The following is a 26,311-nucleotide window of genomic DNA, read 5'->3' on the forward strand; positions in this document are numbered from 1 at the left end:
GACGACAGCGGAGCGAGTCAACCGAACAGGGAGACGGCCGGACGTGCGAGTCCGGACGCGTACCCTGCTCACCCGTCAGACGACTTTTTTCGGAGAACGACCCGTCTCAGGTTCGGACGACGGTGGTGTTCCCGATTCTGTCACCTAATCGTTGATTCCGACCCGAGAGGACGATTAGGACGACACCGAACGCGTAGAACAACGGGAGGAAGTCGGCGAGTCGGAGAACGTTCCGGACCAACGACGAACCCAGAGTAAGCGACGAACCGTCGTCTCGCGCGACCCGAACGTTTACTAACTGCTTGCCGATGGTCTTGCCGTATCGCCACTCGAGAACGGTGTGATAGCCAACAGAGAGTCCCAGCCACAGGACGAGCGCCACGAGCGCGGGCGTCCCCGTCAAGTCTGCGTCCACCCCCGTACTGCTAGATACCACCTCGCCGGTGAACGTGGCGACGAGGAACGTGGCGACGAAGAACAACGTGAACCAAACGAACGCGTCGATGGCCATCGCCACACCCCGACTACCGATACCAGCGGGTGAGAGGCTCTCTGCGTTTCTCATATCGGGTGACAACGAATAGCCAGCATGTATATTTTATCATTTTGTGAATTCGAGGAAAGAAACCGGCTCGATTTCGTTCGCTGTCCTTCTGGTCGAACGGTCGATTCGATTCTCCGGATAACTGCGGGTCGAGGATAACCTCGTTCCTCCAGCGCGTTATCCCCGATTCGAACACTAGAAGAGTACGTGCCGTATGCGGGTATTCCCCCACGTACTCTCATGATAAATCTCTACTCTCATCCGAGTGCCACCAGATACTCCCGACAGGTCGTTTCAGAGACGACTCTAGATACTATGGACGTAGAGACATTCACTGGAAGTCGTCCGCCGAAGGCGACATCACCGGATTCCTTGAGGACGCCGTGACGAACGAACGCCACCGCCGAGGTCTCGCGATATTCTTTCACCCGGTCGTCGTGCGCATCGATGGAACGGAGTCAAGTCGCGTGGCGTCGTGTGTCCGTTCGATGAATCTTCGCGTCCTCCCGTCGCGCCGAGTCGCCGCGTCGACGCTTCTCCTCGTCGTCGTACTCGCGGGGTGTTCGGGCGGATTCGGTGCTCTCGGCGACCCGGCCGCAGAGACCACTTCCCCCGACGACTCGTCGGCGGGCGCGAACGCCTCGGACTCTGCCGCGGCGCTGCCGGAGTCCGCCACGACGTTCTCTACGTCCGACGGAACCCTCTCGGTCCACTTCATCCATGTCGGGCAGGGGACGAGCGTCCTCGTCGTGGGACCGACGGGCGAGACGCTGCTCTACGACACCGGCAACTGGAACGACGACGGCGAACACGTCCTGAACTACCTCCGGGAGCACGACGTCTCCCGAATCGACTACCTCGTCACGTCCCACGCCGACGCCGACCACGTCGGCGGTCACGCCGAGGTCATCGACTACTACGAGACCGAGGCCGACGGCGTCGGCGCGATATACGACCCCGGTATCGCCGCGGCCAGTCGGACCTACGAGGCGTACCTCGACGCGGTGGAGCGACACGACGTGACCCTCTACCGGACGCAGGCGGGCGACTCGATACCGATGGCGGGCGCGTCGGTCCGCGTCCTCGCGCCGCCGGAGGGCTACCTCGCCGACCGCGACCGCAACGAGAACAGCCTCGTCCTCAGGGTCGCCCGCGGGAACGCCAGCGTCCTCCTGACCGGCGACGCCGAGCGCAGGGCCGAAGAGTACCTGACCGGGAGGTACGACCACGCCCTGAACGCCACGGTTCTCGCGGCGGGCCACCACGGGAGCAACACCAGCACCGGCCCGGCCCTGCTCAAAGAGACGACGCCGCGCGCAGTCGTCGTCCAGAGCGCCTACGACTCGCCGTACGGCCACCCGCACCGCGAGGTGTTGGGTCGCCTCGCCGAGCGGGCGATTCCGACGTACTGGACCGGCGTCCACGGCACCGTGGTCTTCGAGACCGACGGCGAACGGGTCGCGGTCCGGACCCAGCGCGACGCGCCGACCGACCCGCTCGAACTCCGGACTGCGCCTCGGGTCGAACCGAGCGCGGATGGTCCCCTCGAACGCCGGGCGACGTTCTCGGTCGGCGGTGACCCCGTCGAACCCTCCGACTCGGCCACGGTTCCGTCGCCCACAGTCGCTCCCGACGGCGGGACGAAGACCACGTCCGCATCCGGGTCGCTGACGGTCGCGACGGTCCACGCCGACGCGCGCGGCGACGAGGACGCGAATCTGAACGACGAGTACGTCGTCCTCCGGAACGCGGGCGACCGGACGCTCGACCTCTCGGGGTGGACCGTCGCCGACGAGGCGGGCCACACCTACGCGTTCCCCGACGGGACCACCCTCGCCGCGGGCGAGACGCTGACGCTCCGTACTGGGAGCGGTCGCGACGGCGGCGACTACTACTGGAACGCCGGGCGGCCGGTCTGGAACAACGCGGGCGACACGGTTTTCGTCCGGACCGACGAAGGCCGACTCGTACTGGAGGTCGAGTACGATGGGTGACGACGCCAGAGACGGTACTGCTAACAGGGACGAGGTGGACAGAGACGGCGTGGACAACGACGCCCCCGCGGGCGAGGGCGACCCCGCAGACGAGACGCCCCCCGAAGCCGAGACGAAACTCGCGGACGGCCGGTATACCGCGGTCCTCGACCGCTTCGAGCGGACGGACCCCGAGAGCGGCGGCGAGGAGTTGGCCGTCCTGCTCGTCGAATCGGGCGACAGGGTAGTCGCAGAGCGGACGGTTCCGCGGTGGCGACTCCCCGAGGACGCCCGCCACCCGGACGCTGTCGTGGAAGTAGTCGCAAAGAACGGGTTCGTGGTGTCGATGGAGTACGACGCCGAGGTAACCGAGCGAAGGACCGAGGAGGCCCAGTCGCGGTTCGACAGGTTGGCCGAGCGGCCGGACGGCGATTCTGACGGCACGTAGGTGGTCGTCCGACTATCCGGTGGACCGCAGTCGGGTCGTTTGCGTGAACTTAAGTGCGCGCTCGATAATCTTGGGATATGTCTCAGCGAACACCTGAATCTCCTACCGCGGCGTCCGGCCAGCGCACCCTCTACGTCGGACGCGACCGGCCGATTCGCATCAGCGCCGGGCACCGCATCCTTCACCACGACGGCAAGTGCAGTCGTCCACACGGTCACAACTACGAGATAGCAGTGAAGGTCGTCGGCGAGTTGCGCGAAGAGGGATGGGTCGTAGACAAAGGGGATATTACCTCGGTGCTCTCCGAGTGGGACCACAAGTTCCTGCTGGAGGACGGCGACCCCCTCGTGGACGCCTTCGAGCAGAGCGGCGACGGCGACGCGGTGGTCGTGCTGGACGACCCGCCGACCGCCGAGGTCATGAGCGCGATACTGGAGCGCCGCCTCGCCGAGGAACTGCCCGACACCGTCTCGGAGGTCGCGGTGCAGGTGAGCGAGACGGCCGAACTCTGCGGCGGGGCCACGTTCTGACGATGCCGGTTTCGAGCGACGTCGAGGCCGGAGGGTCCTCGTCAGGAGACGAGTCTCGGTCCGAGAGCGGCGAGGACTCGACCGCGAGCGGCGGCGACCGACTTCCCGTCAACGAACTGTTCGAGTCGCTGCAGGGCGAGGGTCGCCTCGCGGGCGTGCCGAGCGTGTTCGTCCGCACCTCGGGGTGTAACCTCCGGTGCTGGTTCTGCGACTCCTACCACACCTCGTGGGAACCGACTCACGCGACGATGAGCGTCGAGGAGATTCTGGCGGAAGTCGAGTCCCACGACGCCGACCACGTGGTCGTCACGGGCGGCGAACCCCTGCTCCACGACCCCGTGGTCTCGCTCCTCGACGAACTCGACGCGCGGGGCTACCACACCACCGTCGAGACGAACGGAACCATCTACCGCGACGCGCCCATCGACCTCGCCAGCGTGAGTCCAAAACTCGCGTCCAGCACGCCGACGCCCGAGCGCGACCCCACGCCCGAGGACGGGCCGACGGACGCGGGCGAGTGGGCCGAGCGCCACGAGGAGCGGCGCATCGACCTCGACGCCCTCGCCGCGCTCGTGGAGGACTACGACTTCCAACTCAAGTTCGTCGTGAGCGAGCGCGACGACGTGGAAGAGATTACCGACCTGCTGGCCCGGATTCGAGACGCCGCCGCGGTCCCGATTCGGGACACCGACGTGCTGCTGATGCCCGAGGGCGCGACGACGGACCGAATCGAGGAGACGCGTCCCGTCACCGCCGAACTCGCCCGGGAGTACGGCTTCCGGTACACGCCGCGACTCCACGTCAACCTCTGGAACGACGCGCCCGAGACGTAACCGAGCGAGTCGCTGAAGCGGTACGTGAGTCGGCGGAACAGTAGGTGAGTCGGCAGAGCAGTAAGCGAACCGTCGAAACAGCGGGCGAGTCGGCGGAACGATAACAGCGGTCAGGCTCCGGTTGCGGACCTGTCCTCGGCTTCGTCCTCGGTTTCGGACAGACACTCCCGATAGAACGCGACCTGATAGACGTAGAAGAACGTGCTCGTCACGGTTCCAAGCACGGCGGTCGCCGCGACGTACGGAACGACGACTTCGGGCGAGAGACCAGCCAGCGGATACCCCGTCTGAGTCGTCGTTCCCGTCGCCAGCGACCCCGCGTACCGGGCGTAGAGCAGGATGATTGGCAGGCTTCCGACCACCGTCACCACGGCCAGCACCGCATCGAACCCGAGCGTCGAGAGGAGGTTCCGTCTCACCAGTCGGTAACTCTGCTTGAGCGAGTCCGCGGGCGACTCGTCGGACACGACGACCGCCGGGAGGTAGAACTGGAGGAAGAACATCGGTACCAGCGCGAGCAGGTAGGTCCCGCCCATCACGAGCACCAGTATCACGGGCGAGTTACCGCCGCCGTTACTGCTTATCACGGCGAAGAGACCAATCAGACCGACGACTATCGCCACCACGAACACCGCGACGGCGGCGACGACGAGCAGGAGCGTGGCGGCCAGCGCGTCCGCGAAGTTGGCCTTCCCTTCCGAGAGGATAGTGCCGAGTCGAGGCGTCCCGTCGAACGCCTCTGCGACCATGCCGTACGCTCCCGCGACGAAGACCAGCGACGCGAGTTGGACCACGAACGTCCCGAAACTCCACGCGATTCTCGCCGGTCCGGACGAGAGCATCTGCCCGCCCGCGACGACGGCGTTCAGGAACGCGACGACCGCACCGGCGACGAACAGCACCGGGTTGCGCCGAAGCGTCTCGACTGCAATCGAAAGTGACGAAACGACAGCCATACCGACAGGTCAAACGTTCGACTCATAATCCTATCGGTCGGCCGATACGCCACGGGGCGAGTCGGCCGGGCGGGGTCGGACGGTTCGGCCGGAGCAGTCGGCTCGACAGAGTCGGTCGGACCGACCCGTACCGGGACGGTGCGCGACCGGAGCGACTCCGGACCGCACGACTCATGAGTTCGGCGACGCAGTTGTCGGACATGAGCGACACCGAGAAACGCGCAGTCGTCCTCGCCTCTGGCGGGATGGACAGCGCCACGGCGGCCTACGTCGCCGCCGAAGAAGGCTACGACCTCTACCTGCTCCACACGTCTTACGGGCAGGAGACCGAAGGCAAGGAGTACGAGTGCGCCCGCCGACTCGCCGACGAAATCGACGCCGCGGACTTCCTCCGCGTCGAGACGGGCCACCTCGCGACCATCGGGAACTCCAGTCTCACCGACGACGAGATGGCGGTCGAGGACGCGGACCTCGACAGCGAGGAGGTGCCGACCTCGTACGTCCCGTTCCGGAACGCCAACCTGCTGGCGATGGCGACCTCCTACGCCGAGGCCAACGACTGCGAGGCCGTCTTCATCGGCGCGCACTCCGAGGACTTCTCGGGGTACCCCGACTGTCGTCCGGCCTTCTTCGAGGCTTTCCAGCACGTCGTCGATACCGGGACGAAGGACGACACCGACATCGAAATTCGCGCCCCGTTCGTGGAGTGGAGCAAGACCGACGTCGCCGAGCGCGGGACCGAACTCGGGGTCCCCTACGAGCACACGTGGAGTTGTTACCGCGCGGAGGCCCCGGCCTGCGGGACCTGCGACGCCTGCGCGTTCCGACTGCAGGCGTTCCGGAACGTCGGCGTCCGCGACCCCATCGAGTACGAGGAGCGACCGGAGTACGCCGACTGAGTTCGGTCTCCGCGACCCTCTGTTCGCCTCTCGCTAGCCGCGATTTCGGGCGGCCAGCAGCGCCGCTCCGAGCAGCGCCGCCACCGCCGCGCCGACGCCGAACCCGGACACCGGAACCCGCGGCGCGGTCTGACCGTCCCCGTCGCCACCGGACCCGTCATCGCCGACCACCTCCAGCGTCGCCGAGGTGTTGCCGACCGTCGCGGTGTAGTTCCCGGCCGCCTCGACCTCGCGGACGAACGTCACCTCCGCGGTGTCGTGGGCCGGAACCCGGACCGCCTCGTTCGCCACCTGCTGGCCGAACAGGGTCAGCGCGACCGCTCGCTCGCCCGCCTCGCTCCCGGTGTTCTCGACGGTGGCCGTAATCTCGACCCGTCCGCCCGCCGAGACGGTCGAACTGTTCAGCGACACGTCGGCGACGCCGATGTCGGCCGTGGGTTCGGCCACGGTGACGTTACCCACCCGCGTCTGGCCGAGCGCGATTCGGTGGCGTCCGGGCGCGAGCGTCGCCTCGACGATAATCCGCTTCGTCTCACCCGCGGGCACCGTGACCGTCTCGGTCGCCGCCACCTCGCCGTCGGCCGTGAGGTTCGCCGCGAACTCGGCGGCCGACTCGCCCTCGTTGCGGAGCGTCGCCGTCACCGAGACCGGTTCGTCGGCCGCCACCCGCGTCGCGCCGAGTTCAGCGTCGGCGACCGTCACCGACCGCTCGCCCCCGACCGCAATCGAGGACAGCGCGTCGGTCTCGACCCGGAGGACGACCGTCTCGCGGCGCGACGTGACCGTTGCGTTAGTTCGCTCCCACGCGTCGCCCGCGCGGCGGTACGCGGTCAGGTCCGCAGGCGCGAGACCGGCGTCGGCGAGGCGCGAGCGCTCGACTACCACCTCGTAGGTCACGCGCTCGATTTGCTCGGACCGAACGTAGTTCGCACCGACCGAGAGCGACCCGAGAGCCACGTCCGCCGGGAGCGCGGGGTCGGCGATTCGCTCGCCGGACCGTGACGTTTCGACCGCGAAGTGCGGGTCGTCGCCGGCGAGGTTCACGGCCATCGACCGAAACGCGACGCCCGTCTTTTCGGCGGCCGCGGCCGCGGGTAGGTCGGCGCGAACCGTCTCGTCGCCCCGAGCGTTGCGCACGTCCACGACCCCGGCGTTCGGGCCGCGCTTCTGGGTCTCGGTGACGACCGGCGGCGGTCCGAGACTTGTCGAACCGCCTCCGCCGCCACCCCCGCCGCTGGAGTGGGCCTGTTCGGCGGGTTCGACCTCCATCCGGACGGTCGCGTTAGCGGTGTTGTTCCCAAAATCGACCACCGCGACGGTGGCGTTGTAGGTGCCCGCCGAACCGTAGGCGTGTTCGACCGTCGCGTCCGTCGTGACCTCGTCGGTCTCGCCGTCGCCGTCGAAGTCCCATCGGTACTCGGTGATAGTGGTCTGGCCGTCGCTCGCGTTACTCGCGTCGAAGGTGACTGCGGCGTCGGTCTCGGTCGTGTTGGCCGCTACCGAGAGGCGCGCGGTCGGCGCTGTCCCGTCCTCGGGGAAGACTCGAACCGTCACGTTGTCGCTGGCGGCGTTCCCCCCGTTATCGACGACGGTGACCGTGGCGTCGTAGGTCCCCGTCGAACCGTAGGCGCGTTCGACGGTCGGGTTCGCCGTGACTTCGTCGGTCTCGCCGTCGCCGTCGAAGTCCCACCGGTACTCCGAAACTCCCCGGTCGTCGTCCGAGCCACTGGCGTCGAGACCGACGACTCCGCCCGCCTCGGTTCGACTCGCGTTCGCCGAGACTGTCGCGTTCGGTGCGGTCTCGTCGGGCGGAAGGACCTCGATTTCGGTCGTCGCGGTCGCGTTGTTGCCGCCCTCGTCCACGACTTCGAGCGTGACGGGGAAGGTACCGTTGCCGTCGAAGGTGTAGGCCACGCGCTCGCCGGTCGCGGTCGCGTTTCCGGCCAGCGACCAGCGGTACTCGGCGATTCCGGTGTCGTCTGTCGAGTTGCCAGCGTCGAGGACCACCTGTTCGCCCTCGACGGGCGTCGCGGGCGAGGCGACGCGAATCGCCGGGTCCGGCGGACTGTCCTCGGACACCGAGACGGTCCGAGTCGTCGTCGCGTTGTTTCCGCCCCCGTCTACCACGGTAAGGCCGACCTCGTAGTCACCCGCCTCGTCGTAGGTCCGGGTGACGGTCGGGTCGGTGGTGTTCCGCTCGACCGCACCGTCGCCGTCGAAGTCCCAGCGGTACTCCGTGACGCCTACGTCGTCGCTCGCGTTCCGCGCGTCGAAGGTGACGGGGAACCCCTGCGTCGGCGAGTCGCCGGTCCGGAACGCGGCGCTCGGCGGGTCGTCGGACTCGACGCTGACGCTGACCCGCTCGCGGTCGGCGTTGCCCGCCGCGTCCACCACGGTCACGGTGGCGTTGTAGGTCCCGGCGGCGGCGAACTCGCGGGTCACCGTCGGGTCGTCGGTCGTGCGTTCGACCTCGCCGTCGCCGTCGAAGTCCCAGCGGTACTCCGCGACGCCGCGGTTGTCCGAGGAGTCACTGGCGTTGAATCCGACCGGGTAGCCGGCTACTCCGTCCTCGCCCGAGAGCGCGGCGTTCGGGGCGCTCTCGTCCGGACCGCAGTAGCCGGTCCGAATCGTCACCGGGTCGTTCATGTCGAGTCCGACCGCGCTCGGGTCGCCGACGCTGCCGGTGAGGAACTGCCACGCTCGGGTGTCGCCCGACCGGTCCACCGGAGAGTCGTAGAGGGCGGCCTGCTCGTCGAACGCCGGGACGACGGTGACCTCGGTCCCGTCGCGGTCGAGACCCCGGAAGACCGCACCGTCGGTCCGGTCGCCGTACCACGACCAGTCGATACGGTCGCGCGAGAAGCGGTCGTCCTGTCTGGCGTAGTCGTCGTCCTCGACCACCCAGTTTCCGCCGCTCGGGAGTCCGCGGAACCGGAACGTCGCGGCGCTCCCGTCGCCCTCGTCGCCGCCGAGGGCGTTGTGAACCATCACGAGGCTCACGCCGTCGGGTCCGTCGTAGAGGAAGAGACGACTCGTGTCCTCCTGCGGGAGGTTACGGGGCATGTACGAACTGTACGTGTACTGGTCGTCTCCGCCGTCGTTCTCGATGTTGCGGTAGTCGTAGAACGACGCGACGCCTTCGCTACCGTCGAGGGGCGACACCTCGTAGCACTGAGAACCCTGCTCGACGACGAAGGTGTGTTCCGCGGCCGCGGCGGTCCCTGCGGAGGGCGGCAGTGGGACCGCCGCCGCGACCGACAGGAGAGCGATACCGACGATAGCGAGTCTCGTTCGTGTCCGAGTCATGTGGAGCGGGGAGAGGGTGTGCGAGCGACGGGCGACGCCGTCCGCCCGCGTTTCGTGTCGTTCGACCGCCTGCGAACCGGCGGCACGCCCCGACGTTCCCCGGAGACGGCCTTTGTTATACGTCGTCTGTGCGGGGGTAGCCGAGTCCGGACCCGCGGCGTCGTCCGTGCTTAATCGGTGACAGTTCCGGCTTAGGTCCAGACCGCCCGGCGATACTCGGTGACGGACGACCGCCGAAAACGACGGGCTGGCGCGGTCGGTGGACCGGCAGAAAGCACTTGTCGGACGGTCCGAACCGTGTCACCGTGCCCTCCACTCACTCCCGACGGACCCTCCTGCGGTCCTGCGGTCTGGCTCTCGGTACCGGCACCGCTGGCTGTCTCGGCGGATTCCAGAACGGAGACCCGTCGAGCGACCCTGACGCGCCCGGCGACGACGCGACTCGGAAGAACGAGTCCACGGCGCGAAGTACTACCGCGTCGAACGGTTCGACCGCGAACGACACAGCGACGCCGCGAACGACCGCTGAGGCGACGCTGTCCCCGGACGTAGTGAGCGACGAGGCGGCGAAGGAGCGCGCGCTTGCGGCCGAGGAGGCGTTCCTCACCGAACGCCTCGGGAACGCGAGTTGCCTCGACAACTGGGGGACGTACCCGACGACGGCGCACAAGCGCGCGACGGTCGTCGAGCGGACCGCCGACGGCGTTCGCGTCGAGGTCTCTCACCCCTTCTCGTACTCGACGAGGCGAACTGAGGCCGACGGCGCTTCGCGCGCGGTCTACCTCGTCACCGCCGACGACGCTCGGCGCGTCAGCGGCGACACGATTTCGCCGTGCTGAACCGCGCTGTGAACTACGGAACGCTTCGCGTGCCCGTCTTCACTCGCGTCAGAAGAAGGAAAGAGAACAGCGTCGGGTAGCGAGTCGCGTTAGCTCCGCCGGAGGGCGACGAGCGCGGCCGCGAGGAGCGCGACCAGCGAGACGCCGACGCCGAATCCGGGGACGCTCGACGAGTTGTCGGTCGTCTCGGACTCGGTAGTTGACTCCCCGCCGGAGTCGCTGGTCGTCGTCTCGACGCTCTTCACGGTGATTTCGGCGGTCTCGTCGCCGACGCCGACCTCGTAGACGCCCGCGGCGTCGAACGCGTGCGAGAAGGCGACGTCGGTCGCGCCGTCCGCCTCGACCGAGACGGTCTTGGTGGCGACGACTTCGCCGTCCACGGTCAGTTCGACTCGGTGAGTCCCGTCGGCGCGACCCGTGTTCTCGACGGTCGCGCTCACGCGGACGGAGTCGCCGGGTTCGACCCGCTGGCTCCCGACCGAGGCGTCCGCGACGCTCGTGACGGGTTGGCCGACGCCGACCGCGTAGGTGCCGTCGGAGACGTTCGCGCGGAACTCGTAGGCGTCTGCCGTCGCGTTACGCTGAACCGTCTCGACTGTTGCCCACGTCCCGTTCTCGTAGCGGAACAGACTCACCGCGTTCGGCCCCGCGCCGGTCGCGTTCAGTCGGGCCTTCGAGACGGTGACCGTGACCTGCTCCGCGCCGCTGACGTTCGCGTACGAGAGCGGGACGAAGCCGGCGTCCTCGACGGTCGGCGCAGCGATGCCCTCGGGAGCGGAGTCGGTCACGCGGACCGCGGGGTCGGCGTTCGGTCCGCTCGACGAGACGACGACCGTGCCGACGCGGCCGTCAGCGTCTCGGAGAGGTGCGGAGACGGTACTGTCGGACTCGTCGTTCGAGTCCTCCGGGTCGGCCGGTCCGATGCCGCCGGTTCTGCTGTCGGTGTTGTCGCCGCCGTCGTAGCCGCCCTGTCCGTCGTCGCCGTCGTTACCGTCGTCAGAACCGTCGTTACCGTCGTCCGCCGCGGTGACGGTGACCGTCTCGGTCACGACGTTTTCGGCACCGGCGCGGGTCCGCAGGACCAACTCGACCGTGTGCTGGCCGGGTTCGTCGAAGGAGGTGGTCCACGTCGTCGCTCGCTCCGGACCGGACTTCCACGCGAAGTGCCGGAGGTGCTCGAAATGCTGGTTGGGGTCCGTCGCGGTGAAGGTGACGTTCTCGCCCACCGAGACCGTCTCCGCGGAGGCGCTGACGGTCGCGTTAGGCACGACCTTCTCGACGGTGTAGGTCACCGTGGCGGTGTCGGTCTGACCGCTGGTGTCCTCGACTATCACGGTCGCTTGATACGTGCCGGGTCCGTCGAGGTGGATGTACGGCTTGAAGGAGGTCGTGTTGTCGTCGTACCACTCGACCTCCCCGTCGCCGTCGATGTCCCAGCGGTACGACTCGATGCCTTCGTCGTCGGTCGACGCCGAGGCGTCGAGCGGGTAGAACAGCAGGCTCATCTTCCCCGTATCGGGAGCCGTGAGCCGTGCCGTCGGCGCGTCGTCCGTGGACCGCTCGCGGACGACCACGCTCTCGGTCGCGGTGTCGGACTGCCCCGACTCGTCCACGACCGTCACGGTGACGTGGTACGTTCCCGCGGCGGAGAACGCGTGGTCCACCGTCGCCTCGTCGGTGGTCAGGTCGGTCGTCCCGTCGCCGTCGAAGTCCCACTCGTAGGCGGTCACGTTGCTGTCGTCCGACGATTCAGCGGCGTCGAAGCTGACGGTCTCGCCGGGCGCGACCGCGGTCGGGTCGGCGGTCAGCCTCGCGGTCGGCGGCATCTCGCCGTCCGTTATCTGGTCCGGCGTGGGACTCGTCGCGGTCTGGGTACCGAGACCGAAGTTCGAGAAGTCGGTCTCCCAGACGAGGTTCGAGTCGTTGCTCGCCGGGTTCCACGTCGCGGTGAACGTGTGGCGTCCGGTCTCGAACTCGACCGGCGGTTCGGTGGCAGTGTTTCCGGCGGCGAACTCGCTACCGCCGGCGCGCATCGCTTCGTCGTTCGGGTTGACGTAGCCGAACGTGACCTTGTACGCCCCGTCGTCTACCTTCGTCGCGTTCTCGACGAACGTGTTCGGACGGTCCGGTCGGGCCGCGTCGTACTGGGCCTCGAAGTCGGGGTTCTCCTCGGTCACCACCGCGGGTTCGGACATGTTGCCTTCGTAGAGTGCCACGTCGACAACGACGGGACCCCACTGGCCCTCGTCGGTGACGCGGAAGACCTTCGACCCGTTCACCGAACCGAGGGGGTAGTTCGATTCCCCGGGTCCGCTGGACGTGTAGTACGCCGAGTCGACCCACACGGTCCCGTAGTCGCCGTTGACCCGGAACGCTGTCGCGTTGATGAACTCGACGGGGTCGGGTACCGAGACCGTCTTCGTCGCGGTGTCGGTGTTGCCGGCGGCGTCTTCGACCGTCAGCGCGACGGTGTGTTTGCCGCTCTGGGCGAACTGGTACTCGACCTGTTCGCCGTGCTTCGTCTCGCTGCCGTCGAACGTCCAGGTGTAGTTGACGACGCCGCTATCGTCGGTCGAGTTGCCGGCGTCGAAGGCCGCGGTGACGTTCACGGACGCCGAGTCAGGGCCGCTGATGGCGGCCGTCGGCCCGGTGTCGCCGCCGTCGCTGCCGTTCAGTTCGCCCGCGGTCTTCGTCTGTGCGCTCACGTCGCTCTGGTCGAAGTTGCTCCGGTTGAGCGTCCACGTCGCGCGCTCACCGTCGCTGTCGGGCGTCCACGTCACCGTGAACGTGTGGTCGCCCGACGCGACCTCTTGGGGCGCGTCACCGGAGACGTTCCCCGAGAGCGTGCTGTCCATGAACAGCGCCTCGTCGTTCGGGTTGTGGTAGCCGAACGTCACCTCGTACGTCCCGTTACCGACCGCCGCGACGTTCTCGACCGAGACGTTCACCGGACGCGGTTCGATGAGTTCGGCGTAGTAGTCGAGACGCGGGTTCTCCTTCCGGAGTTCGGTCTCGGCGTCGTCGAAGTCCTTGTCCGCGGTGGCGACGTTTATCATCGACCCGTTGACGCCCGACTCGGACGCGGTGATGACGGTCGTCCCGGAGACGTTGTCCTCGTAGACCTGCGACTGGCCGTAGCCGGACGGTCCGTAGAACCCGACCGAGATGCCGACCCGCTCGAAGGTGCCGTTCACCCTGATGGCCGAACCGTTGATGTACGTGATGTCGCCGTCCACGGGACCGACAATCGTCGAACCGTTCTGGCCCGACGCGGCGTCGTCGCCGTCGGAGTCGGCGGCCTTCAGGAGCGTCGCGGTGTAGGTGCCGTTGGACGCGACGGTCACGTTGCCGTCGTAGAAGTCAGGGTCGCCGCCGTCGCTCACGTTGAAGTCGCCCTCCGTCAGCGTGGCGACTCGATTACCGCCCTCGTCGGTGACGCCGACCTCGATGTCGCTTATCGACGGGGACCCCCAGAAGTAGACGCGGACCGTCTTCTGCTCGGAGTTCGTCACCTCGAAGCCCGACACGCTCGGCGAGGTGTCGCCGCCGTCGTTCTTTACCGCTTCTATCGTGAACTCGCGAGAGTCGGTCTCGCCGTCGGACTCGGTCCACGTGACCGTCACGTTGTGTTCGCCCGCTTCAGCGTAGCTATGCGTGACGGTGCTGCCGGATTTAGTCGTGGAACCGAACTCCCACGTGTAGCCCTCGACCTTGCTCTCGTCGGTCGCGTTGGCCGAGACCTCGAACGTCTCGCTGACGTTGACAGTCTTCGGGTGGGTCACGGTCACGACCGGACCGCCGGAGTCGGCCTCCTCGACCCGAACCGTGACGTTCGCGGAGTCGGCGTTCCCCGCGCCGTCCTCGACCGTCACGGAAGCGGTGTGGTTTCCGGTGGTCGTATACGTGTGGTTCACCGCCGCGTCGCCGGTGGTCCGGTCGGTCTCGCCGTCACCGTCGAAGTCCCAGCGGTACTCGGCGATGCCGGAGCCACCGTCGTCGGTGGAGTTGCTCGCGTCGAGCGTGACCGCTTCGTCGTTAGCGACCGGGTTCGGCGACGCCGAGAGCGCGGCGTCCGGACTGGTGGTGTCGGGGCAACTCCCCTTCCGTACCGTCAGGTTCTGCTGCATGTCGAGCGAGACGTTCTCGCCGCCGGCGTCGAGGAGTCGCCACGCGTCGGTGCGGTTGGCGCTGTCACCGGAGTAGTCCCACGTACCCCAGTGGTCGGCCGCGTCGTTGAACTGCGGGTCGATAGTGACGCCCTCGCCGATGCCGGTGAAGGCACCGCCGTCGGTCCGGTGGGACGCCCACATCCAGTCAACCTCGTGGGTCGGCCCGTCGGTGTCCCAGTTGTCGTCCTGCGGGTCGCCCTGCTGGTCGGTGTAGTTGTCGTCGCGGACCTCCCACGTCGCGCCGCCCATGTTCGAGAGCGTGAACGTGATGGTGCTGGCGTTCGGTCCGTTCTGCTCGTTCTGGTCGAGTTTGTCGTGGAGCAGGACCACGCTGTACCCGTCGGACCCGTGGTAGAAGAACAGGTTACTCACTTGGTTCTTCTGGAGGTGTTTCGTCCCGTGCGAGGAGTACGTGTACACGGACGGGTCGGTGTTGTTCGGTTTCCGGTAGTCGTAGAACTCCTCGACGGTCTTGTCGCCGTTGCCGTAGGCCGCGACGTCGTAACACTGTCCGGCCTGCGTGACGTGGAACGACGTCTGCGAGGTGGCTGCCGTCGCGGACGCCGCGCCGACGCCGACAGTCGAGAACGTCGAGACGACGAGCAGGAGGGTCAACAGGACGCTACGAGCGCGTTGGCTCACGACGACTCACCTCCGGGGCGTAGGCCACTGTCGCGTATCCGATACGTTTCGGTTGGCTTATCGATGCTAGCGTGAGCGTATCGCCACGTCGGCGGCGTTTCGCGGCGTCTTCTTCGGGTTTTCGAATCGGGCATTCGTGTAGATTTTCGGGGGTAGTTTCGGGATTCCGGTGCGTTCTGGCCATCGTAACTGCGAAGTCGTTCGTCAGCGCATCGTTACCCCAAGCTTCCGCCAGAATGACCCTTTGTTATCCCTCAGCTGTAGAATCGGAAGCAAGCGCCTGAGGAAGAGGAAATCGGCGTCTACTCGAAAACGAAGCTGCGTTTGGTCGGGTATACCCTTCGGTTAACGCGGCCTGTACGTCGTCGCCGACCCGATAAACAGTCCCTACGCTCCGCTCGGTCGGGCGCGCGCGGTGACGTAGATGCCCGCGAGGACGACTGCACCGCCGGTCACGGTGAACACGTCGGGCGCTTCGCTGAGGAGGACGAGCGCGAGCAGGGTCGAACCGACGGGTTCTCCGAGCAGGGTGACGCTCACGACGCTCGACTCGACGTACTTCAGCGCCCAGTTGATGACCGTGTGGCCGAAGATGCCCGGCCCGACGGCCATGGCGAGAAACAGCAGCCACTCCTCGGGCGGGTACGCGGTCGGCGCGACGGTGACTCCCTCGGCCAGTGCGACCGCGAGCAGCGCGACCGCACAGACCGAATAGACCACGGTGACGTACGGGACGAGCGCGACGCGCTGTCGAAGCGACCGCCCGGCGAGCACGTACCCGGCGGCCATGACCGCGCCGACGAGCGCCAGCGCGTCGCCGTAGAGGGGGCGCGCCCCGGCGAGCGCGGCCCCCGACAGCAGGCCGCCCAGCGACATGAACGCGACGCCCGCCACGGAGACGACGATACCGGCGACCATCCGGCGGTTGATGGTCTCGTCGAGCAGGAGCGCCGCGCCCAGCGCGACGAACAGCGGTTGGGACTGGACGAGCGTCACGCTGGCGGCGACGGTGGTCCATTCCAGACTCTCGAACCACGCCGCGAAGTGGGCCGCGAGCGCCACGCCGGTCACGACGGCCACGAGCGCGTCACTGACCGACAGTGCGCGGAGGTCGTCGCGGTAGTGCGTGACGGTGAACGGCGCGAGCAGGAGCGTGGTGAACACCACGCGGTAGAGCGCCTTGACGACGCTGGGCGCGTCGCTGAACCGGACGAGGATGGCGCTGGTGCTAATCGCGACCACGGAGACCGCGAGCGCGGCCATCGGAGGCGTTCGCTCTTCGAGCGTCGCCAACCACGTCATCGTGAGCGACGTTACGCGACGGACGCTTATGCGAATCGGTTTTGTGCCGGTGTCTCCGAAGCCACCGTATGGACCGGGTCGGAACCGGGCTAGTGCTGGTCTCGGCGGCCGGATTCGCCACGCTCGGCGTCTTCGGCGAGTTAGCGGCGGCCGCGGGGCTGTCGATTCCGACCGTGTTGACCTTCCGGTTCCTGCTCGCGACGCTGGTGGTGTGGCTCTTGCTGGGCGCTCGCGGTGAACTGCGCCCGCTTCGCGGTCGGCCGCTGGCGGTCGGCGTCCTGCTCGGCGGAGTCGGCTACGCGGCTATGAGCGGGCTGTTCTTCTGGGGATTGACGTTCATGACCGCCGGACTAGTCGGCATCGTCCTCTATACATACCCGGTCTTCGTCGTCGGCGCGGCGGCGGTGGGTCTGGACGAACCGGTAACTCGGCGGACGGTAACTGCGCTCGTCGCCGCCCTCGCGGGCGTGGCGCTCGTGACCGGAGCGGACCCCGCCGGGGCGGACCCGCGCGGCGTCGCGGTGGTGCTCGCGGCCGCGCTGGTGTACGCGGGCTACATCACCGCGAGTCGGTCGGCGCTGGCGACGGTGGACCCGCAGGTCCTCACGGCCCACGTTCTCCCCGCGGCCGCGATATCGTACCTCGCGTTCGGCACTGCGACCGGCCGCCTCGCGGTCCCGGCGACCGGATACGAGTGGGCGCTGGTCGTCGCCATCGCCGTCGTCGCCACTGCGGTTCCCATCTTCGCGTTCTTCGCCGGACTCCGGCGAATCGGCGCGAGCGAGGCCAGCATCGTCAGTACCGCCGAGCCGGTGCTGACGCTGTTGCTCGGCGCGGCGGTGTTGGGCGAACCGATTACGCCCGCGACGGTGGTGGGGGGTGCGCTCGTCCTCGGTGGCGTCCTGCTGGTGCAGACCGGCGCGGAGTGACGACTCTGGATGCACCATAGCTCAGCCCTCTCGGGGTAGTCGGACTGGCGGTCACAGGGGGCGGCTTCGCCGCCACCGCGAGGCGGTGACACCGCCGAGCGACGGTGCCGACTGACTCGCCGGCTATCTGTCTGGGACCGCGCGAGGCGTCCGGTCGGAGTTGGTCCCGGCTTCGCATTTCAACCTTCGTACCGCTTGAGCGCAGCGTCAGTCGTCCGTGGCAGTCGGGCCTGCCGTCGAGAGTGAGAACGTGCTTCGAGTGACGACCGAATCGTCCGAACGAGTTAAATCGCAATCACGCATATCGAAGCTATGGCAGGGGGAAGCTGGCGTTCGGTGCTGGGGGGCAACCGGACCATCTCGGCGCTCGGGGGTCTGTACGTCGTGATAGCGACGGCTCGGGCGCTCTTCGTCTTGGCTCGACCAGCGTCGCTTCTCACCGCCCTCGTCGATTTCGCACTCGTCGGCGTTCCCGGTCTCGTTCTGCTCTACGGCGGTTATCGGCTACCGGAGACCGATATCGACCCGGACACGTATCCGCGTATCTTCGGCTGGTGTCTCGCCGGGTTCGGTGCCGTCCTCGTTCTCATCGAACTGCTCATGCTCGAACCGGGCGTCGTCGTCGCGTACCCGCGCTGGTCGCTCACGTTCGTCACCGCGCTCGGGAGCGCCGGTGGCTTCCTCGTGGGTGCGTACGACGCTCGCGCGTTGACTCGCAAGCGCCGACTGCAGGAGCAGCGTCGGCAACTCCAGCGACAGCGACAGGAACTACAGAAACGGAGCGACCAACTCCAGCGCCAGAACGAGCGCCTCGACAACTTCGCGAACCTCCTCGCGCACGAGCTTCGCAGTCCGCTGGCAGTCGCCCAGATATACCTCCAGCAGACCGCCGAGGGCGACCGCACCGCCGCCGAGCAGGTCACGACGGCGCTCACCCGCATCGAGGAGATGGTCGAAATCATCCTCGTCATCGCCCGAGGGTCGGACGCGGATATCGACCGAGAGTCGGTGGCGCTCGCCGAGGTGGCCGAGGACGCGTGGACCGCCCTCGACGTTCCGAACGCGGACCTCGTCGTGGAGACCGACCACACGCTGGTGGTGAATCCCGTCCACCTCCGTCACCTTCTGGAGAATCTGTTCACGAACGCGGTCGAACACGCCGACGGGTGCGCCACCGTTCGCGTCGGGGGACTTCCCTCGGGATTCTACGTCGAGGACGACGGACCCGGGATTCCCGAGTCCGAGCGCGAGCAGGTGTTCGAAGCGGGGTACACCACGGACGGTATCGGCTTCGGTCTGGTGTTCGTCGCCGAACTCGCCGACACGTACGGGTGGGAGTACGCGATTACGGACGGCCCGGACGGCGGCGCGCGGTTCGAGTTCACCGACGTCGACCTCGTCTCGACGAAGGAAGGCCAGCGACACTGAGACCGGTCGCTCACACGTAACCTTCCTCGCGGAAGTACGCAACCAGAATCGCCGTCACCGCGAGCATCCCGAGCATGACCGCGGGGTAACCGTAGGTCCAACCGAGTTCCGGCATGTTGTAGGGACTGTCGGCGAAGTTCATCCCGTAGACGCCGACCACGAAGGTCAGCGGGAGGACGATGGTCGCCACGACGGTCAGTTTCTTCATCACCTCGTTGGTCGAGAGCGAGAGGGTGTTGAGGTAGATGTCGCGGGCACCGTTGGCGAGGTCCCGGTACGTCTCGGTCAGGTCCACGAGTTGGACGAGGTGGTCGTACACGTCCCGGTAGTACTTCTCGGTGTCCTCCTGAATCTGGTCCGGGTCCCCCCGTGCGAGGTAGCCGGTGGCCTCGCGCGTGGGCCACAGCAGTTTCCGGAACGAGAGCAGTTCCCGCCGGACGTTGTTGATGGTCTCCAGCGTCTCGATGTCGGTCGAGGTCGTCACCTCGTCCTCGACGCGCTCTATCTGGTCCTCGATTTCGTCCAGCACGTCGAAGTAGGCGTCCACGATGCCGTCGATGGTCCGGTATGCAGTGAAGTCGGGACCGCGTCGCAGGATGCGACCTTCCTCGCGCACCACCATCTCCCAGATTCGTTCGACGGCGTCAACCGACTCCATCGACATCGTGACCAACCAGTCGTCACCGACGAAGAACCCGACCGACCGCTGGCGAATCTCCTCCTCGAACGAGGTCTCGCCCCGGCGCAGGGTAGCCGTCTTCAGCAGGACGAACACGTGGTCGTCGAACTCCTCGGTCTTCGGCCGGACGCCGTTGCGCACGTCCTCCACCGACAGCGAGTGGACGTCGAACACCGACGCGACCGCTGCCATCTCGTCGGCCGTCGCGTCGGACGCTCTGACCCACGTAGTTCCGGTCGCGTCGCGGGCGTCCTGCAGGTCGGCGTAGGTCGTGGTCCCGTCGGTCGTGTAGACGGTCGCCTCGACGGTCACGCCGAATCGCCCTCCCGTCCGATGGCAACCAGGGTGATGCCGACCATCACGCTCGTCACCGAGAAGGCCCGTCCCGGGTACTGCGCCGCGAGACCGACCAGATAGCCGACCAGTCCGGCGGCCGTGAACGCGACGCCAGCCACCAGCGTGGTATTCATAGGATTCAGTGAGACACCGGACCGAGAAAAGCGTTGTTAGACGGTCCGCGCGAGGGGTCTCGCGTTACTCGCCGTGCTGGACGCCGCGCAGGAGTCGCGACACCGCGTCGCTCTGCCCGGGAAGTTTCTGGGGGTAGACAGCGAGCGCGACCACGAAGTCGCCCTCGTGTTTCACCTTCGTGACGTGGACGTAAGCGTCGAACTCGACGCCCGTGGCGGTCGTCACGGTGGCCTCGAACTTCGTCACCCTCGTCGATTTGCCGAGCATCGTCCGGTTCTGTGCGCCGACCTGTCGGACGTTGTTCACGCTCCGCAGTTGGGAAGTGAACTGCTGGGCCAACTGTCGGTTGTCGTACTTGTCCAGCGGGTTGAGCGACTTGCCGAGGACCTCGACCTGCGGACTGGAGAACGTGACGAAGACCGCGGCCTTCTGCTCGCCGACGCCCGGGAGGCCGACCGTCTTGTGGTACTCCGAAATCCAGTTTGTCACTTCGACCTCCTTGCTCTGGCCCGCCGCCGAGACCGTTCGGGAGAGTTCCATCTTCTCGGTGCTGTTGTGCTCGTACCCCGTCTCTTCGAGGGCGGCGTCGCTGACCGTCGCCTCCGTCGCCGAGAACGTGACCGGTCCCGAGAGGACACCGGTACATCCGCTGGAGACGACGAGTACAGCGACCAGAACGCCAGCCACTACTCTGCGTGCCATGTACTCGCCGAGTTGACGGGCAGGGGTTATGAACCTCGTGGCTTCCGGCAGGTCCTGTCAAGGGACTCGGGATACGTCTGGTTCGGGAACTGACACGCCCACCGTCGGCGTCCGGCGAGTCGTTCCGTCGGCGGTCTCCAAAAAGACTATAGCCCGTCCTCGAAAGACGGTGAACGAGACGTGATTGGGGGAGAACCAGTGAAAAACGGAGTGTCAGACGACCAAGATGTGTTCTTGCAGATGGCGAGCGAGTTCCCGGTTCGGACCGGTATCTACACGTTCGGGCTTCCGGTGTTCGCGCTACTGCAGTTGATAAACGGGTTCGTCCACGAGGGTTCGCTCGGCTACATCGGTCTGTTCGCCGTACTGATGGTCGCGTTCTCGGTGAAACTCACGCTGTATCAAATCGCGGTGTATCGTCGGCAAAAAGTCGCCAACTGGTAGCGCGGGACGAACGACGGTGTGAGCGTGATTCTACCTGCATCACGTTCCGCGTCCGAGTCGCTGGGCCTCTTGCTTCTGGTCGCGTGCCGCGTACGCGCTGAACGCACCGACGACTAGCGCGACGAGACCCACGACGATGTCGTTCCAGAACGCGGCGTCGTTGACCGCCTCGGTGGCCCCACCGCCAGCACCGAACAGGAACGGCGCCGCCACGAGCCACAGTCCGAGGAGCGCGGCAATCGCTGCGGCACCGACACTTCCGACCTTGTCGCTCCCGCGTCGCGAGTAGTTGTACGCCCCCACGGCGAGCAGGAGTGCGCCGACGATGACGTCGTTCCAGAACTGCGACGCGACGACGTCGAACAGGAAGGCCTCCGCGAGCATCCACGCCCCGAGCAGGGCGATGATGCCCGAGAGCCACTTCCCGCGTTCGTGCGGATTCGGGTCGATGTCGTTATCGACCGCTTCGTCCATCTCGTATTCGGCGTCAGTGTCGCGGTTGCTCATCGTTTCTCCCCCGTGTCGTCGTATGGTCGTGGGTTCAAAGAGTCTGCTGGCCCCGTTCTCGGAGCGTTACATGTAGGCCCAATTACTGTCCCCGAGAGGCACAGATAGCTCGTTTCTGTATCCGAACCGAGTTACTCACGCTGTCCGCCAGAGGTGACAGAACCACGCGGCCATTCTGCTTAACCTCGAAGAGATTCCAACTGTAGACGGGGGAGTACTTATGGCGAATTCGAGAATGACAGTAGACCGCGACGAGATAGAAACGTGGGCCGACGAACACGACGCAGTACCGGTCCGCGAGGGCGACGAGGTACGACTCGTCCCCGAAGACGAGATGATGGGAGAACACGAGCGTCTCGACTGGGAGACGTTCCACCGAGAGGTAGACGAAAGCGACCGCGTCGTGACCTATCACGGCGACGCAGGCGACCGACAACTGTTCGAGGTGACCCACCGCGACGACGCGCTCGAACGCGTGACGACCGAGTCCGAGGAGTTCGACCGCGACGAGGCCGAACAGCGACTGATGGAGGGCGAGACCATAACCGGAACCGTCACCGAGACGACGGTCGTCGAAGAGACCATCGTCGAGGAGGCCACCCTCGAAAGCGAAGTCGTCGACCGCGAGACCATCGAGCGGAACGTGGTGGACGTCGACCTGATGGACCGCGAGTGCCAGACCTGCGACATCACCACCGAGGAGGCCGACTTCGACTACCTCGGGACGTACGGGACCGACCGGTTCGTCGGCGACGACGTGACGACGATGGAGACGGGACGGTACGACGAGTATCCGTTCGACGTCACCGTGGAGGTCCGCGAGGACTGGGCGGTCACGATGGAGGACGTCGACCGCTACACCGTCGAGACGCGCATCACCGACGTGGACGTCACCGAGACCGACGAGGTCGAGACCCGGGACCTCGAAGCCCGGATAGACGTGGAGTCCGTCCACCGACAGCTGCTGGACAGCGACGTCATCGACTTCGACGCCGGTCTGGACGAGGGCGAGATTGTCGATACCGAGACCTACGACATCGAGAGCGAGTTCACGGACGACGACATCCTCACCACGTATCTCACCTCTCGGCGACGATTCGAGCGCGAACTCTCGGACCGGACCCGACTCACGACCGACGTCGTCGAGGGCGAACTCCTCGACCGCGAGATGGTGCGGGAGGAGGACATCGAGGCGGGCCTCGCCGAGCGCGACGCGTACGAGACGGAAACGGAGGTCGAGACTGAAACGGTTACCGAGACCGAAACGGAAATCGAGACCGACGAAGAGATTCGAGTCATCCCCGAGGAGAGCGACGAGGGCAAACCGGTCGTCAACGCCCACGGCGACCAAATCGGTGAGGTCGTGGAGGCCGAACACGGCGTCGCCTACGTCGACCCGCATCCGAGTCTGACAGAGAAGATTATGGCGCGACTCGGGGCCGACGAGGACGACGAGGACTACCGACTCCGCGAGGACAAAATCGAACGCATCACCGACGACGAGGTCGTGGTCACGACCGGCGTGATGGACGAAGAACTCGACGATAGCAGGTAGTTCCGTAGTTCGCCTCTCGTTCCTCGCTTTCGAGTGCCCGCACGCGTCCGACTGCCAAAGCCGAGCGGAGTCGAGCGGACAGTATTCTGCGGTCAGAATCCGACCCTCTCAGCCGCCGGACTATTCGACGCGGAACTCGGGTCCCGAGTCGGTGTCCTGCACTTCGACGCCCAGCGCTTCGAGTTCGTCGCGGAGGTCGTCGGCCCGTTCGTAGTTGCCCGACTCGCGCTCGCGTTCGCGAAGGTCGAGGACGAGTTCCACAACTTCGTCGAGCAGTTCGACGTTCCCCTCGCCGTCGCCCGTCAGCGCCAACCCGAGAACGTCCTCGCCGAAGGTCTCGAACGTCTCGACGGCGTCCCGGAGCGCGCGGTAGTCGTGCTCCTCGCGGGAATCGACGTGCTTGTTGACTGCGCTGACGAGTTCCAGCAGCGCCGTGATGGCCTCGCGGGTGTTGAAGTCGTCGTTCATCGCGGCCTCGAACTCCTCGCGGGTCGCGGCCACGGCGTCCCGCAGGTCCGCGTCCTCGACTTTCGTCCGGGCGTCAGCGCTGTCGGCGGCCTCGGCCGCTCGCTCGTAGCCCCGTGCCAGTCGCTCCCAGCGTTCGACCGCCTCGTCCAGCGTCTCCTCGCTGTAGGTCTGGCGGTTGTTGTACGCGGTCGAGAGCAGGAACATCCGGATGGCGTCGGCCCCGAACTCCGAGACGGCGTTGCGGACCGTGAAGTAGTTCTGGAGCGACGAGGACATCTTCTCGCCGCCGGTCTCCAGCAGGCGGACGTGGAGCCAGTAGTTGACGAACTGCTGGCCGGTCGCGGCCTCGCTCTGGGCGATTTCGTTCTCGTGGTGGGGGAAGACGAGGTCCTGCCCGCCGACGTGGAGGTCGAGCGTCTCGCCGAGGTGGCTCATGCTCATCGCGGAGCACTCGATGTGCCACCCCGGACGGCCCTCGCCCCACGGCGAGTCCCACGTCTCGCCACCCGACTCGCCGTCGTCCGGATGCGCTTCGCCGGCCTTCCAGAGTGCGAAGTCGGCGGCGTTGCGCTTCTCGGACAGTTCGTCTTCCTCGCCCTGCGCTTCCATCTCCTCGACGTTCTGGTTCGAGAGTTTGCCGTACTCCTCGAACTGGGTCACGTCGAAGTAGACCGACCCGTTCGACTCGTAGGCGTACCCCTTCTCGACGAGGGTCTCCACGAGGTCGATTATCTCGGGGACGTGTTCGCTGACGCGAGGGTAGACCTCCGCGCGCTTGAGGTTGAGCGACCGCATGTCCGCGATGACCTCCGAGACGAAGTGGCGAGCCACCTCGCTCTCGCTGTCGCCCAGTCCCTCCTCGCCGACGCGCGCGACGATTTTCTCGTTCACGTCGGTGAAGTTCTCGACGTGGCGCACGTCGTAGCCGAGGTGTTCGAGCCACCGATGCATCACGTCGACGTGGACCCACGACCGGGCGTGCCCGAGGTGGGCGAGGTCCGAGACCGTGAGTCCGCAGTAGTAGAGGAGGACGGAGTCGGGGTCCTGCGGTTCGAACGGTTCCGGCTCCCCGGTGAGGGTGTTCGTCACTTGGAGCGTCATTGCCGACTAGTAGCCGGAGCGACCGTTTTAAAGCGTCGATAGAAACACTACGCGCCGCTGTCGTCGTGTTCGAATCTCTCCCCGGCGTCGAGTCACTCCGACTCGGGAACCGCGTCCAGCGCGTCCTCGACGACTCGAACCGTATCGGGTCCGTCGCGGCGCTCGACCGCGAGGACGATTGCGTCGTCCGCGACGCCCGCCGCCCGGACGCCGACGCCCGCCGCGTCCAAGCGCCCGAGGACGTGCCTAAGCGCGCTCGCGTCCGCGTCGCCCGACGCGACCACCCCGGTCAGTGACCCCTCGCCCGGAGCGAGCGCGGTTCCGCCGACCACCAGCAACGCGTCGTCCGGGTCGTCGGTTTCACCCAGTCCGCTCTCCATCGAGACGTGGGCGGTTCGGGCCGCCGTCTCGTAGTCGGGGAGCGACTCGGCGAACCGCCGGAGCGCCGTGGCTATCGACTCGGCGTCGCCGTCCACGTCGTCCGACAGGAAGCGGGCCGCCGCGGTGTAGTTGACGACATTCGCCCGGAGTGAAGCGAAGAGGAAGGGCCGACGCCGGACCGCGTCGCGGGCATCCTCGGCGAGTGACATGCGCGAAGCGACGCAGGCGACGGGCAAAAGCGATACGATAGCCTCCCTGGTCGACGCACCCGTACCTCGATAGAGCAGTCGGCCTATCGCTCACCCGACCGCAGGAGAAGATAACCAGCGGCCACGACGCTTCCGAGGACGGCGAGCGCACCGACCAATACCGCCACGCTGTCCGAGAGGGTGGCCGACCCCACCGCCACCGTGATAGCGAGAACACCGAGAACGGCGACCGGCGCGTTCCGACCCAGCGAGAGGTCGGACAGTTCGTATCCCTCGTCCGCGTCCTCGTCGCCCTCGTCGCGAACCGGGGCGGCGAGGGTCTCGTCGATGTCCACGGCGTCCTCGCCTTCCTCGGACTCGACTATCGAGACCGTAACGTAGTCAGTCTCCGCACCGTGTCCGGTGACTATCTTGACCTGCCCCTCGACCGGCCGGGGGCCGTCCCCGACTTCGACGTTCACCTGCTGGGTCGAGTTGGCGTCCACGAAGTGGTTGTTCGCCGGGATGGACGCCACCGACGAGAGCGCGTCATCCAGATGCAGGTGGACGTGGACCGGCGCGTCGCCGTTGTGTAACAGAATCGGGAACGAGTCCGTCGCCTCGAACGACGCCCGCGTCTGAATGTCGTGTAGTCGGTCGTCGTTGAGACGGACGGGGAGACTGTCTGGCACGCTATCGTCACCTCTAACCGAGGGTAGAAAAAACTACGCCTCCACCTCGCGCATGTCCGGCGGCAGGAGGTTGGGGATGCCGTCCTCGATAGGGTAGGTCTCGCCGCACTCGGTGCAGGTCAGCGTCCCGGTGATGACCTCCTCGTCGTCGGTTTCGGTGGCGTCGAGTTCGAGTTCCTGCTTGTCCAGCGGACAACAGATGATGTCCATCAGCGACTGCTTCATGATAGTGCCTGTGAGTGGGCGGGGCAAAAGCGTGACGGGTTCGACGGTAGCGGTCAGGACTACGTATCTAAACCAATCGGGATTTCGAATGGCTCGCCGT

The 26,311-nt window shown here is 66.7% G+C and carries 23 protein-coding genes; 10 read left to right on the forward strand and 13 right to left on the reverse strand.

Annotation, left to right across the window (positions count from 1 at the left end):
• Positions 1–106: 106 nt before the first annotated feature.
• Positions 107–565 carry an RDD family protein gene (locus tag FXF75_RS09080; RefSeq protein ID WP_163521569.1) on the reverse strand — a complete coding sequence of 153 codons (459 nt, stop codon included), beginning with the start codon at positions 563–565 and terminating at the stop codon, positions 107–109.
• Positions 566–1,032: 467 nt separating this feature from the next.
• On the opposite strand from FXF75_RS09080, the gene FXF75_RS09085 reads away from it, so the two are divergent.
• The 4 genes from FXF75_RS09085 to FXF75_RS09100 all read left to right on the forward strand — a co-directional run bounded on the left by FXF75_RS09085 (position 1,033) and on the right by FXF75_RS09100 (position 4,328).
• Positions 1,033–2,538: a lamin tail domain-containing protein gene (locus tag FXF75_RS09085; RefSeq protein WP_163521570.1), complete on the forward strand. Its 1,506-nt coding sequence runs from the start codon at positions 1,033–1,035 to the stop codon at positions 2,536–2,538.
• A complete protein-coding gene (locus FXF75_RS09090) occupies positions 2,531–2,965 on the forward strand; it encodes a DUF3006 domain-containing protein (protein ID WP_163521571.1) in 435 nt (144 codons plus the stop codon). Before FXF75_RS09085 ends, FXF75_RS09090 begins: the two co-directional genes overlap by 8 nt.
• Positions 2,966–3,042: 77 nt before the next feature.
• Positions 3,043–3,495, forward strand: a complete 453-nt coding sequence (locus FXF75_RS09095) for a 6-pyruvoyl tetrahydropterin synthase family protein (RefSeq protein ID WP_163521572.1) — start codon at positions 3,043–3,045, stop codon at positions 3,493–3,495.
• Between the two features lie 2 nt (positions 3,496–3,497).
• Positions 3,498–4,328: a 7-carboxy-7-deazaguanine synthase QueE gene (locus tag FXF75_RS09100; protein ID WP_163521573.1), complete on the forward strand. Its 831-nt coding sequence runs from the start codon at positions 3,498–3,500 to the stop codon at positions 4,326–4,328.
• A 110-nt stretch (positions 4,329–4,438) separates the two neighbouring features.
• On the opposite strand, the gene FXF75_RS09105 is transcribed toward FXF75_RS09100, so the two are convergent.
• Positions 4,439–5,284 (reverse strand): hypothetical protein, encoded by an 846-nt coding sequence (locus FXF75_RS09105; RefSeq protein WP_163521574.1) that lies wholly within the window; start codon positions 5,282–5,284, stop codon positions 4,439–4,441.
• A gap of 200 nt (positions 5,285–5,484) precedes the next feature.
• On the opposite strand from FXF75_RS09105, the gene queC reads away from it, so the two are divergent.
• The gene (gene queC, locus FXF75_RS09110; RefSeq protein WP_205427390.1) at positions 5,485–6,183 is read left to right on the forward strand and encodes a 7-cyano-7-deazaguanine synthase QueC; all 699 of its coding nucleotides are present in this window, start codon (positions 5,485–5,487) and stop codon (positions 6,181–6,183) included.
• Positions 6,184–6,216: 33 nt separating this feature from the next.
• On the opposite strand, the gene FXF75_RS09115 is transcribed toward queC, so the two are convergent.
• Positions 6,217–9,489 carry a PKD domain-containing protein gene (locus FXF75_RS09115; protein WP_163521576.1) on the reverse strand — a complete coding sequence of 1,091 codons (3,273 nt, stop codon included), beginning with the start codon at positions 9,487–9,489 and terminating at the stop codon, positions 6,217–6,219.
• 305 nt (positions 9,490–9,794) lie between these two features.
• Here FXF75_RS09115 and FXF75_RS09120 point away from each other — a divergent pair, with 305 nt between their 5' ends.
• Positions 9,795–10,328, forward strand: coding sequence for a hypothetical protein (locus tag FXF75_RS09120; RefSeq protein WP_163521577.1), 534 nt, complete (start codon positions 9,795–9,797; stop codon positions 10,326–10,328).
• Positions 10,329–10,417: 89 nt separating this feature from the next.
• On the opposite strand, the gene FXF75_RS09125 is transcribed toward FXF75_RS09120, so the two are convergent.
• Both FXF75_RS09125 and FXF75_RS09130 read right to left on the reverse strand, forming a co-directional pair.
• Positions 10,418–15,139, reverse strand: coding sequence for a PKD domain-containing protein (locus FXF75_RS09125; RefSeq protein ID WP_163521578.1), 4,722 nt, complete (start codon positions 15,137–15,139; stop codon positions 10,418–10,420).
• Between the two features lie 387 nt (positions 15,140–15,526).
• Positions 15,527–16,441: a DMT family transporter gene (locus tag FXF75_RS09130; RefSeq protein ID WP_163521579.1), complete on the reverse strand. Its 915-nt coding sequence runs from the start codon at positions 16,439–16,441 to the stop codon at positions 15,527–15,529.
• Positions 16,442–16,509: 68 nt separating this feature from the next.
• On the opposite strand from FXF75_RS09130, the gene FXF75_RS09135 reads away from it, so the two are divergent.
• Positions 16,510–17,370: a DMT family transporter gene (locus tag FXF75_RS09135; protein WP_163521580.1), complete on the forward strand. Its 861-nt coding sequence runs from the start codon at positions 16,510–16,512 to the stop codon at positions 17,368–17,370.
• A 312-nt stretch (positions 17,371–17,682) separates the two neighbouring features.
• Positions 17,683–18,798 (forward strand): HAMP domain-containing sensor histidine kinase, encoded by a 1,116-nt coding sequence (locus FXF75_RS09140; RefSeq protein ID WP_163521581.1) that lies wholly within the window; start codon positions 17,683–17,685, stop codon positions 18,796–18,798.
• A gap of 10 nt (positions 18,799–18,808) precedes the next feature.
• On the opposite strand, the gene corA is transcribed toward FXF75_RS09140, so the two are convergent.
• The 3 genes from corA to FXF75_RS09150 all read right to left on the reverse strand — a co-directional run bounded on the left by corA (position 18,809) and on the right by FXF75_RS09150 (position 20,650).
• The gene (gene corA / locus FXF75_RS09145) at positions 18,809–19,789 is read right to left on the reverse strand and encodes a magnesium/cobalt transporter CorA (RefSeq protein ID WP_163521582.1); all 981 of its coding nucleotides are present in this window, start codon (positions 19,787–19,789) and stop codon (positions 18,809–18,811) included.
• Complete coding sequence (locus FXF75_RS22065) at positions 19,786–19,947, reverse strand: hypothetical protein (protein ID WP_205427392.1); 162 nt, start codon at positions 19,945–19,947, stop codon at positions 19,786–19,788. Before FXF75_RS22065 ends, corA begins: the two co-directional genes overlap by 4 nt.
• Before the next feature lie 64 nt (positions 19,948–20,011).
• The gene (locus FXF75_RS09150; protein ID WP_163521583.1) at positions 20,012–20,650 is read right to left on the reverse strand and encodes a DUF6517 family protein; all 639 of its coding nucleotides are present in this window, start codon (positions 20,648–20,650) and stop codon (positions 20,012–20,014) included.
• Positions 20,651–20,860: 210 nt separating this feature from the next.
• Here FXF75_RS09150 and FXF75_RS09155 point away from each other — a divergent pair, with 210 nt between their 5' ends.
• A complete protein-coding gene (locus FXF75_RS09155; protein WP_163521584.1) occupies positions 20,861–21,094 on the forward strand; it encodes a hypothetical protein in 234 nt (77 codons plus the stop codon).
• 39 nt (positions 21,095–21,133) lie between these two features.
• Here the strand turns inward: FXF75_RS09155 and FXF75_RS09160 are convergent, their stop codons facing one another.
• On the reverse strand, positions 21,134–21,601 hold the full coding sequence (locus tag FXF75_RS09160) for a hypothetical protein (protein WP_240334586.1): 468 nt from the start codon (positions 21,599–21,601) through the stop codon (positions 21,134–21,136).
• Positions 21,602–21,836: 235 nt separating this feature from the next.
• Between FXF75_RS09160 and FXF75_RS09165 the strand changes: the two genes are divergently transcribed.
• Positions 21,837–23,156: a hypothetical protein gene (locus FXF75_RS09165; protein ID WP_163521585.1), complete on the forward strand. Its 1,320-nt coding sequence runs from the start codon at positions 21,837–21,839 to the stop codon at positions 23,154–23,156.
• Between the two features lie 120 nt (positions 23,157–23,276).
• On the opposite strand, the gene cysS is transcribed toward FXF75_RS09165, so the two are convergent.
• From cysS to FXF75_RS09185, 4 genes are all read right to left on the reverse strand, one after another.
• On the reverse strand, positions 23,277–24,725 hold the full coding sequence (gene cysS / locus FXF75_RS09170; protein WP_163521586.1) for a cysteine--tRNA ligase: 1,449 nt from the start codon (positions 24,723–24,725) through the stop codon (positions 23,277–23,279).
• 92 nt (positions 24,726–24,817) lie between these two features.
• Positions 24,818–25,315: a hypothetical protein gene (locus FXF75_RS09175; RefSeq protein WP_163521587.1), complete on the reverse strand. Its 498-nt coding sequence runs from the start codon at positions 25,313–25,315 to the stop codon at positions 24,818–24,820.
• 83 nt (positions 25,316–25,398) lie between these two features.
• Positions 25,399–25,986 carry a hypothetical protein gene (locus FXF75_RS09180; protein ID WP_163521588.1) on the reverse strand — a complete coding sequence of 196 codons (588 nt, stop codon included), beginning with the start codon at positions 25,984–25,986 and terminating at the stop codon, positions 25,399–25,401.
• Positions 25,987–26,019: 33 nt separating this feature from the next.
• Complete coding sequence (locus FXF75_RS09185) at positions 26,020–26,211, reverse strand: methytransferase partner Trm112 (protein WP_163521589.1); 192 nt, start codon at positions 26,209–26,211, stop codon at positions 26,020–26,022.
• Positions 26,212–26,311: the final 100 nt, after the last annotated feature.

It is taken from the genome of Halorussus sp. MSC15.2 (assembly GCF_010747475.1).
Taxonomy (GTDB): domain Archaea; phylum Halobacteriota; class Halobacteria; order Halobacteriales; family Haladaptataceae; genus Halorussus.

What these genes read in the sequence shown, in the direction of transcription:
- FXF75_RS09080 (WP_163521569.1), bottom strand. Translation starts at nt 565, where the DNA reads ATGAGAAACGCAGAGAGCCTCTCACCCGCTGGTATCGGTAGTCGGGGT.
- FXF75_RS09100 (WP_163521573.1), top strand. Translation starts at nt 3,498, where the DNA reads ATGCCGGTTTCGAGCGACGTCGAGGCCGGAGGGTCCTCGTCAGGAGAC.
- FXF75_RS09175 (WP_163521587.1), bottom strand. Translation starts at nt 25,315, where the DNA reads ATGTCACTCGCCGAGGATGCCCGCGACGCGGTCCGGCGTCGGCCCTTC.
- queC (WP_205427390.1), top strand. Translation starts at nt 5,485, where the DNA reads ATGAGCGACACCGAGAAACGCGCAGTCGTCCTCGCCTCTGGCGGGATG.
- FXF75_RS09130 (WP_163521579.1), bottom strand. Translation starts at nt 16,441, where the DNA reads ATGACGTGGTTGGCGACGCTCGAAGAGCGAACGCCTCCGATGGCCGCG.
- FXF75_RS09140 (WP_163521581.1), top strand. Translation starts at nt 17,683, where the DNA reads ATGGCAGGGGGAAGCTGGCGTTCGGTGCTGGGGGGCAACCGGACCATC.
- FXF75_RS09105 (WP_163521574.1), bottom strand. Translation starts at nt 5,284, where the DNA reads ATGGCTGTCGTTTCGTCACTTTCGATTGCAGTCGAGACGCTTCGGCGC.
- FXF75_RS09090 (WP_163521571.1), top strand. Translation starts at nt 2,531, where the DNA reads ATGGGTGACGACGCCAGAGACGGTACTGCTAACAGGGACGAGGTGGAC.
- FXF75_RS09150 (WP_163521583.1), bottom strand. Translation starts at nt 20,650, where the DNA reads ATGGCACGCAGAGTAGTGGCTGGCGTTCTGGTCGCTGTACTCGTCGTC.
- cysS (WP_163521586.1), bottom strand. Translation starts at nt 24,725, where the DNA reads ATGACGCTCCAAGTGACGAACACCCTCACCGGGGAGCCGGAACCGTTC.
- FXF75_RS09115 (WP_163521576.1), bottom strand. Translation starts at nt 9,489, where the DNA reads ATGACTCGGACACGAACGAGACTCGCTATCGTCGGTATCGCTCTCCTG.
- FXF75_RS09135 (WP_163521580.1), top strand. Translation starts at nt 16,510, where the DNA reads ATGGACCGGGTCGGAACCGGGCTAGTGCTGGTCTCGGCGGCCGGATTC.
- FXF75_RS09095 (WP_163521572.1), top strand. Translation starts at nt 3,043, where the DNA reads ATGTCTCAGCGAACACCTGAATCTCCTACCGCGGCGTCCGGCCAGCGC.
- FXF75_RS22065 (WP_205427392.1), bottom strand. Translation starts at nt 19,947, where the DNA reads ATGAATACCACGCTGGTGGCTGGCGTCGCGTTCACGGCCGCCGGACTG.
- FXF75_RS09165 (WP_163521585.1), top strand. Translation starts at nt 21,837, where the DNA reads ATGACAGTAGACCGCGACGAGATAGAAACGTGGGCCGACGAACACGAC.
- FXF75_RS09185 (WP_163521589.1), bottom strand. Translation starts at nt 26,211, where the DNA reads ATGAAGCAGTCGCTGATGGACATCATCTGTTGTCCGCTGGACAAGCAG.
- FXF75_RS09085 (WP_163521570.1), top strand. Translation starts at nt 1,033, where the DNA reads ATGAATCTTCGCGTCCTCCCGTCGCGCCGAGTCGCCGCGTCGACGCTT.
- FXF75_RS09160 (WP_240334586.1), bottom strand. Translation starts at nt 21,601, where the DNA reads ATGAGCAACCGCGACACTGACGCCGAATACGAGATGGACGAAGCGGTC.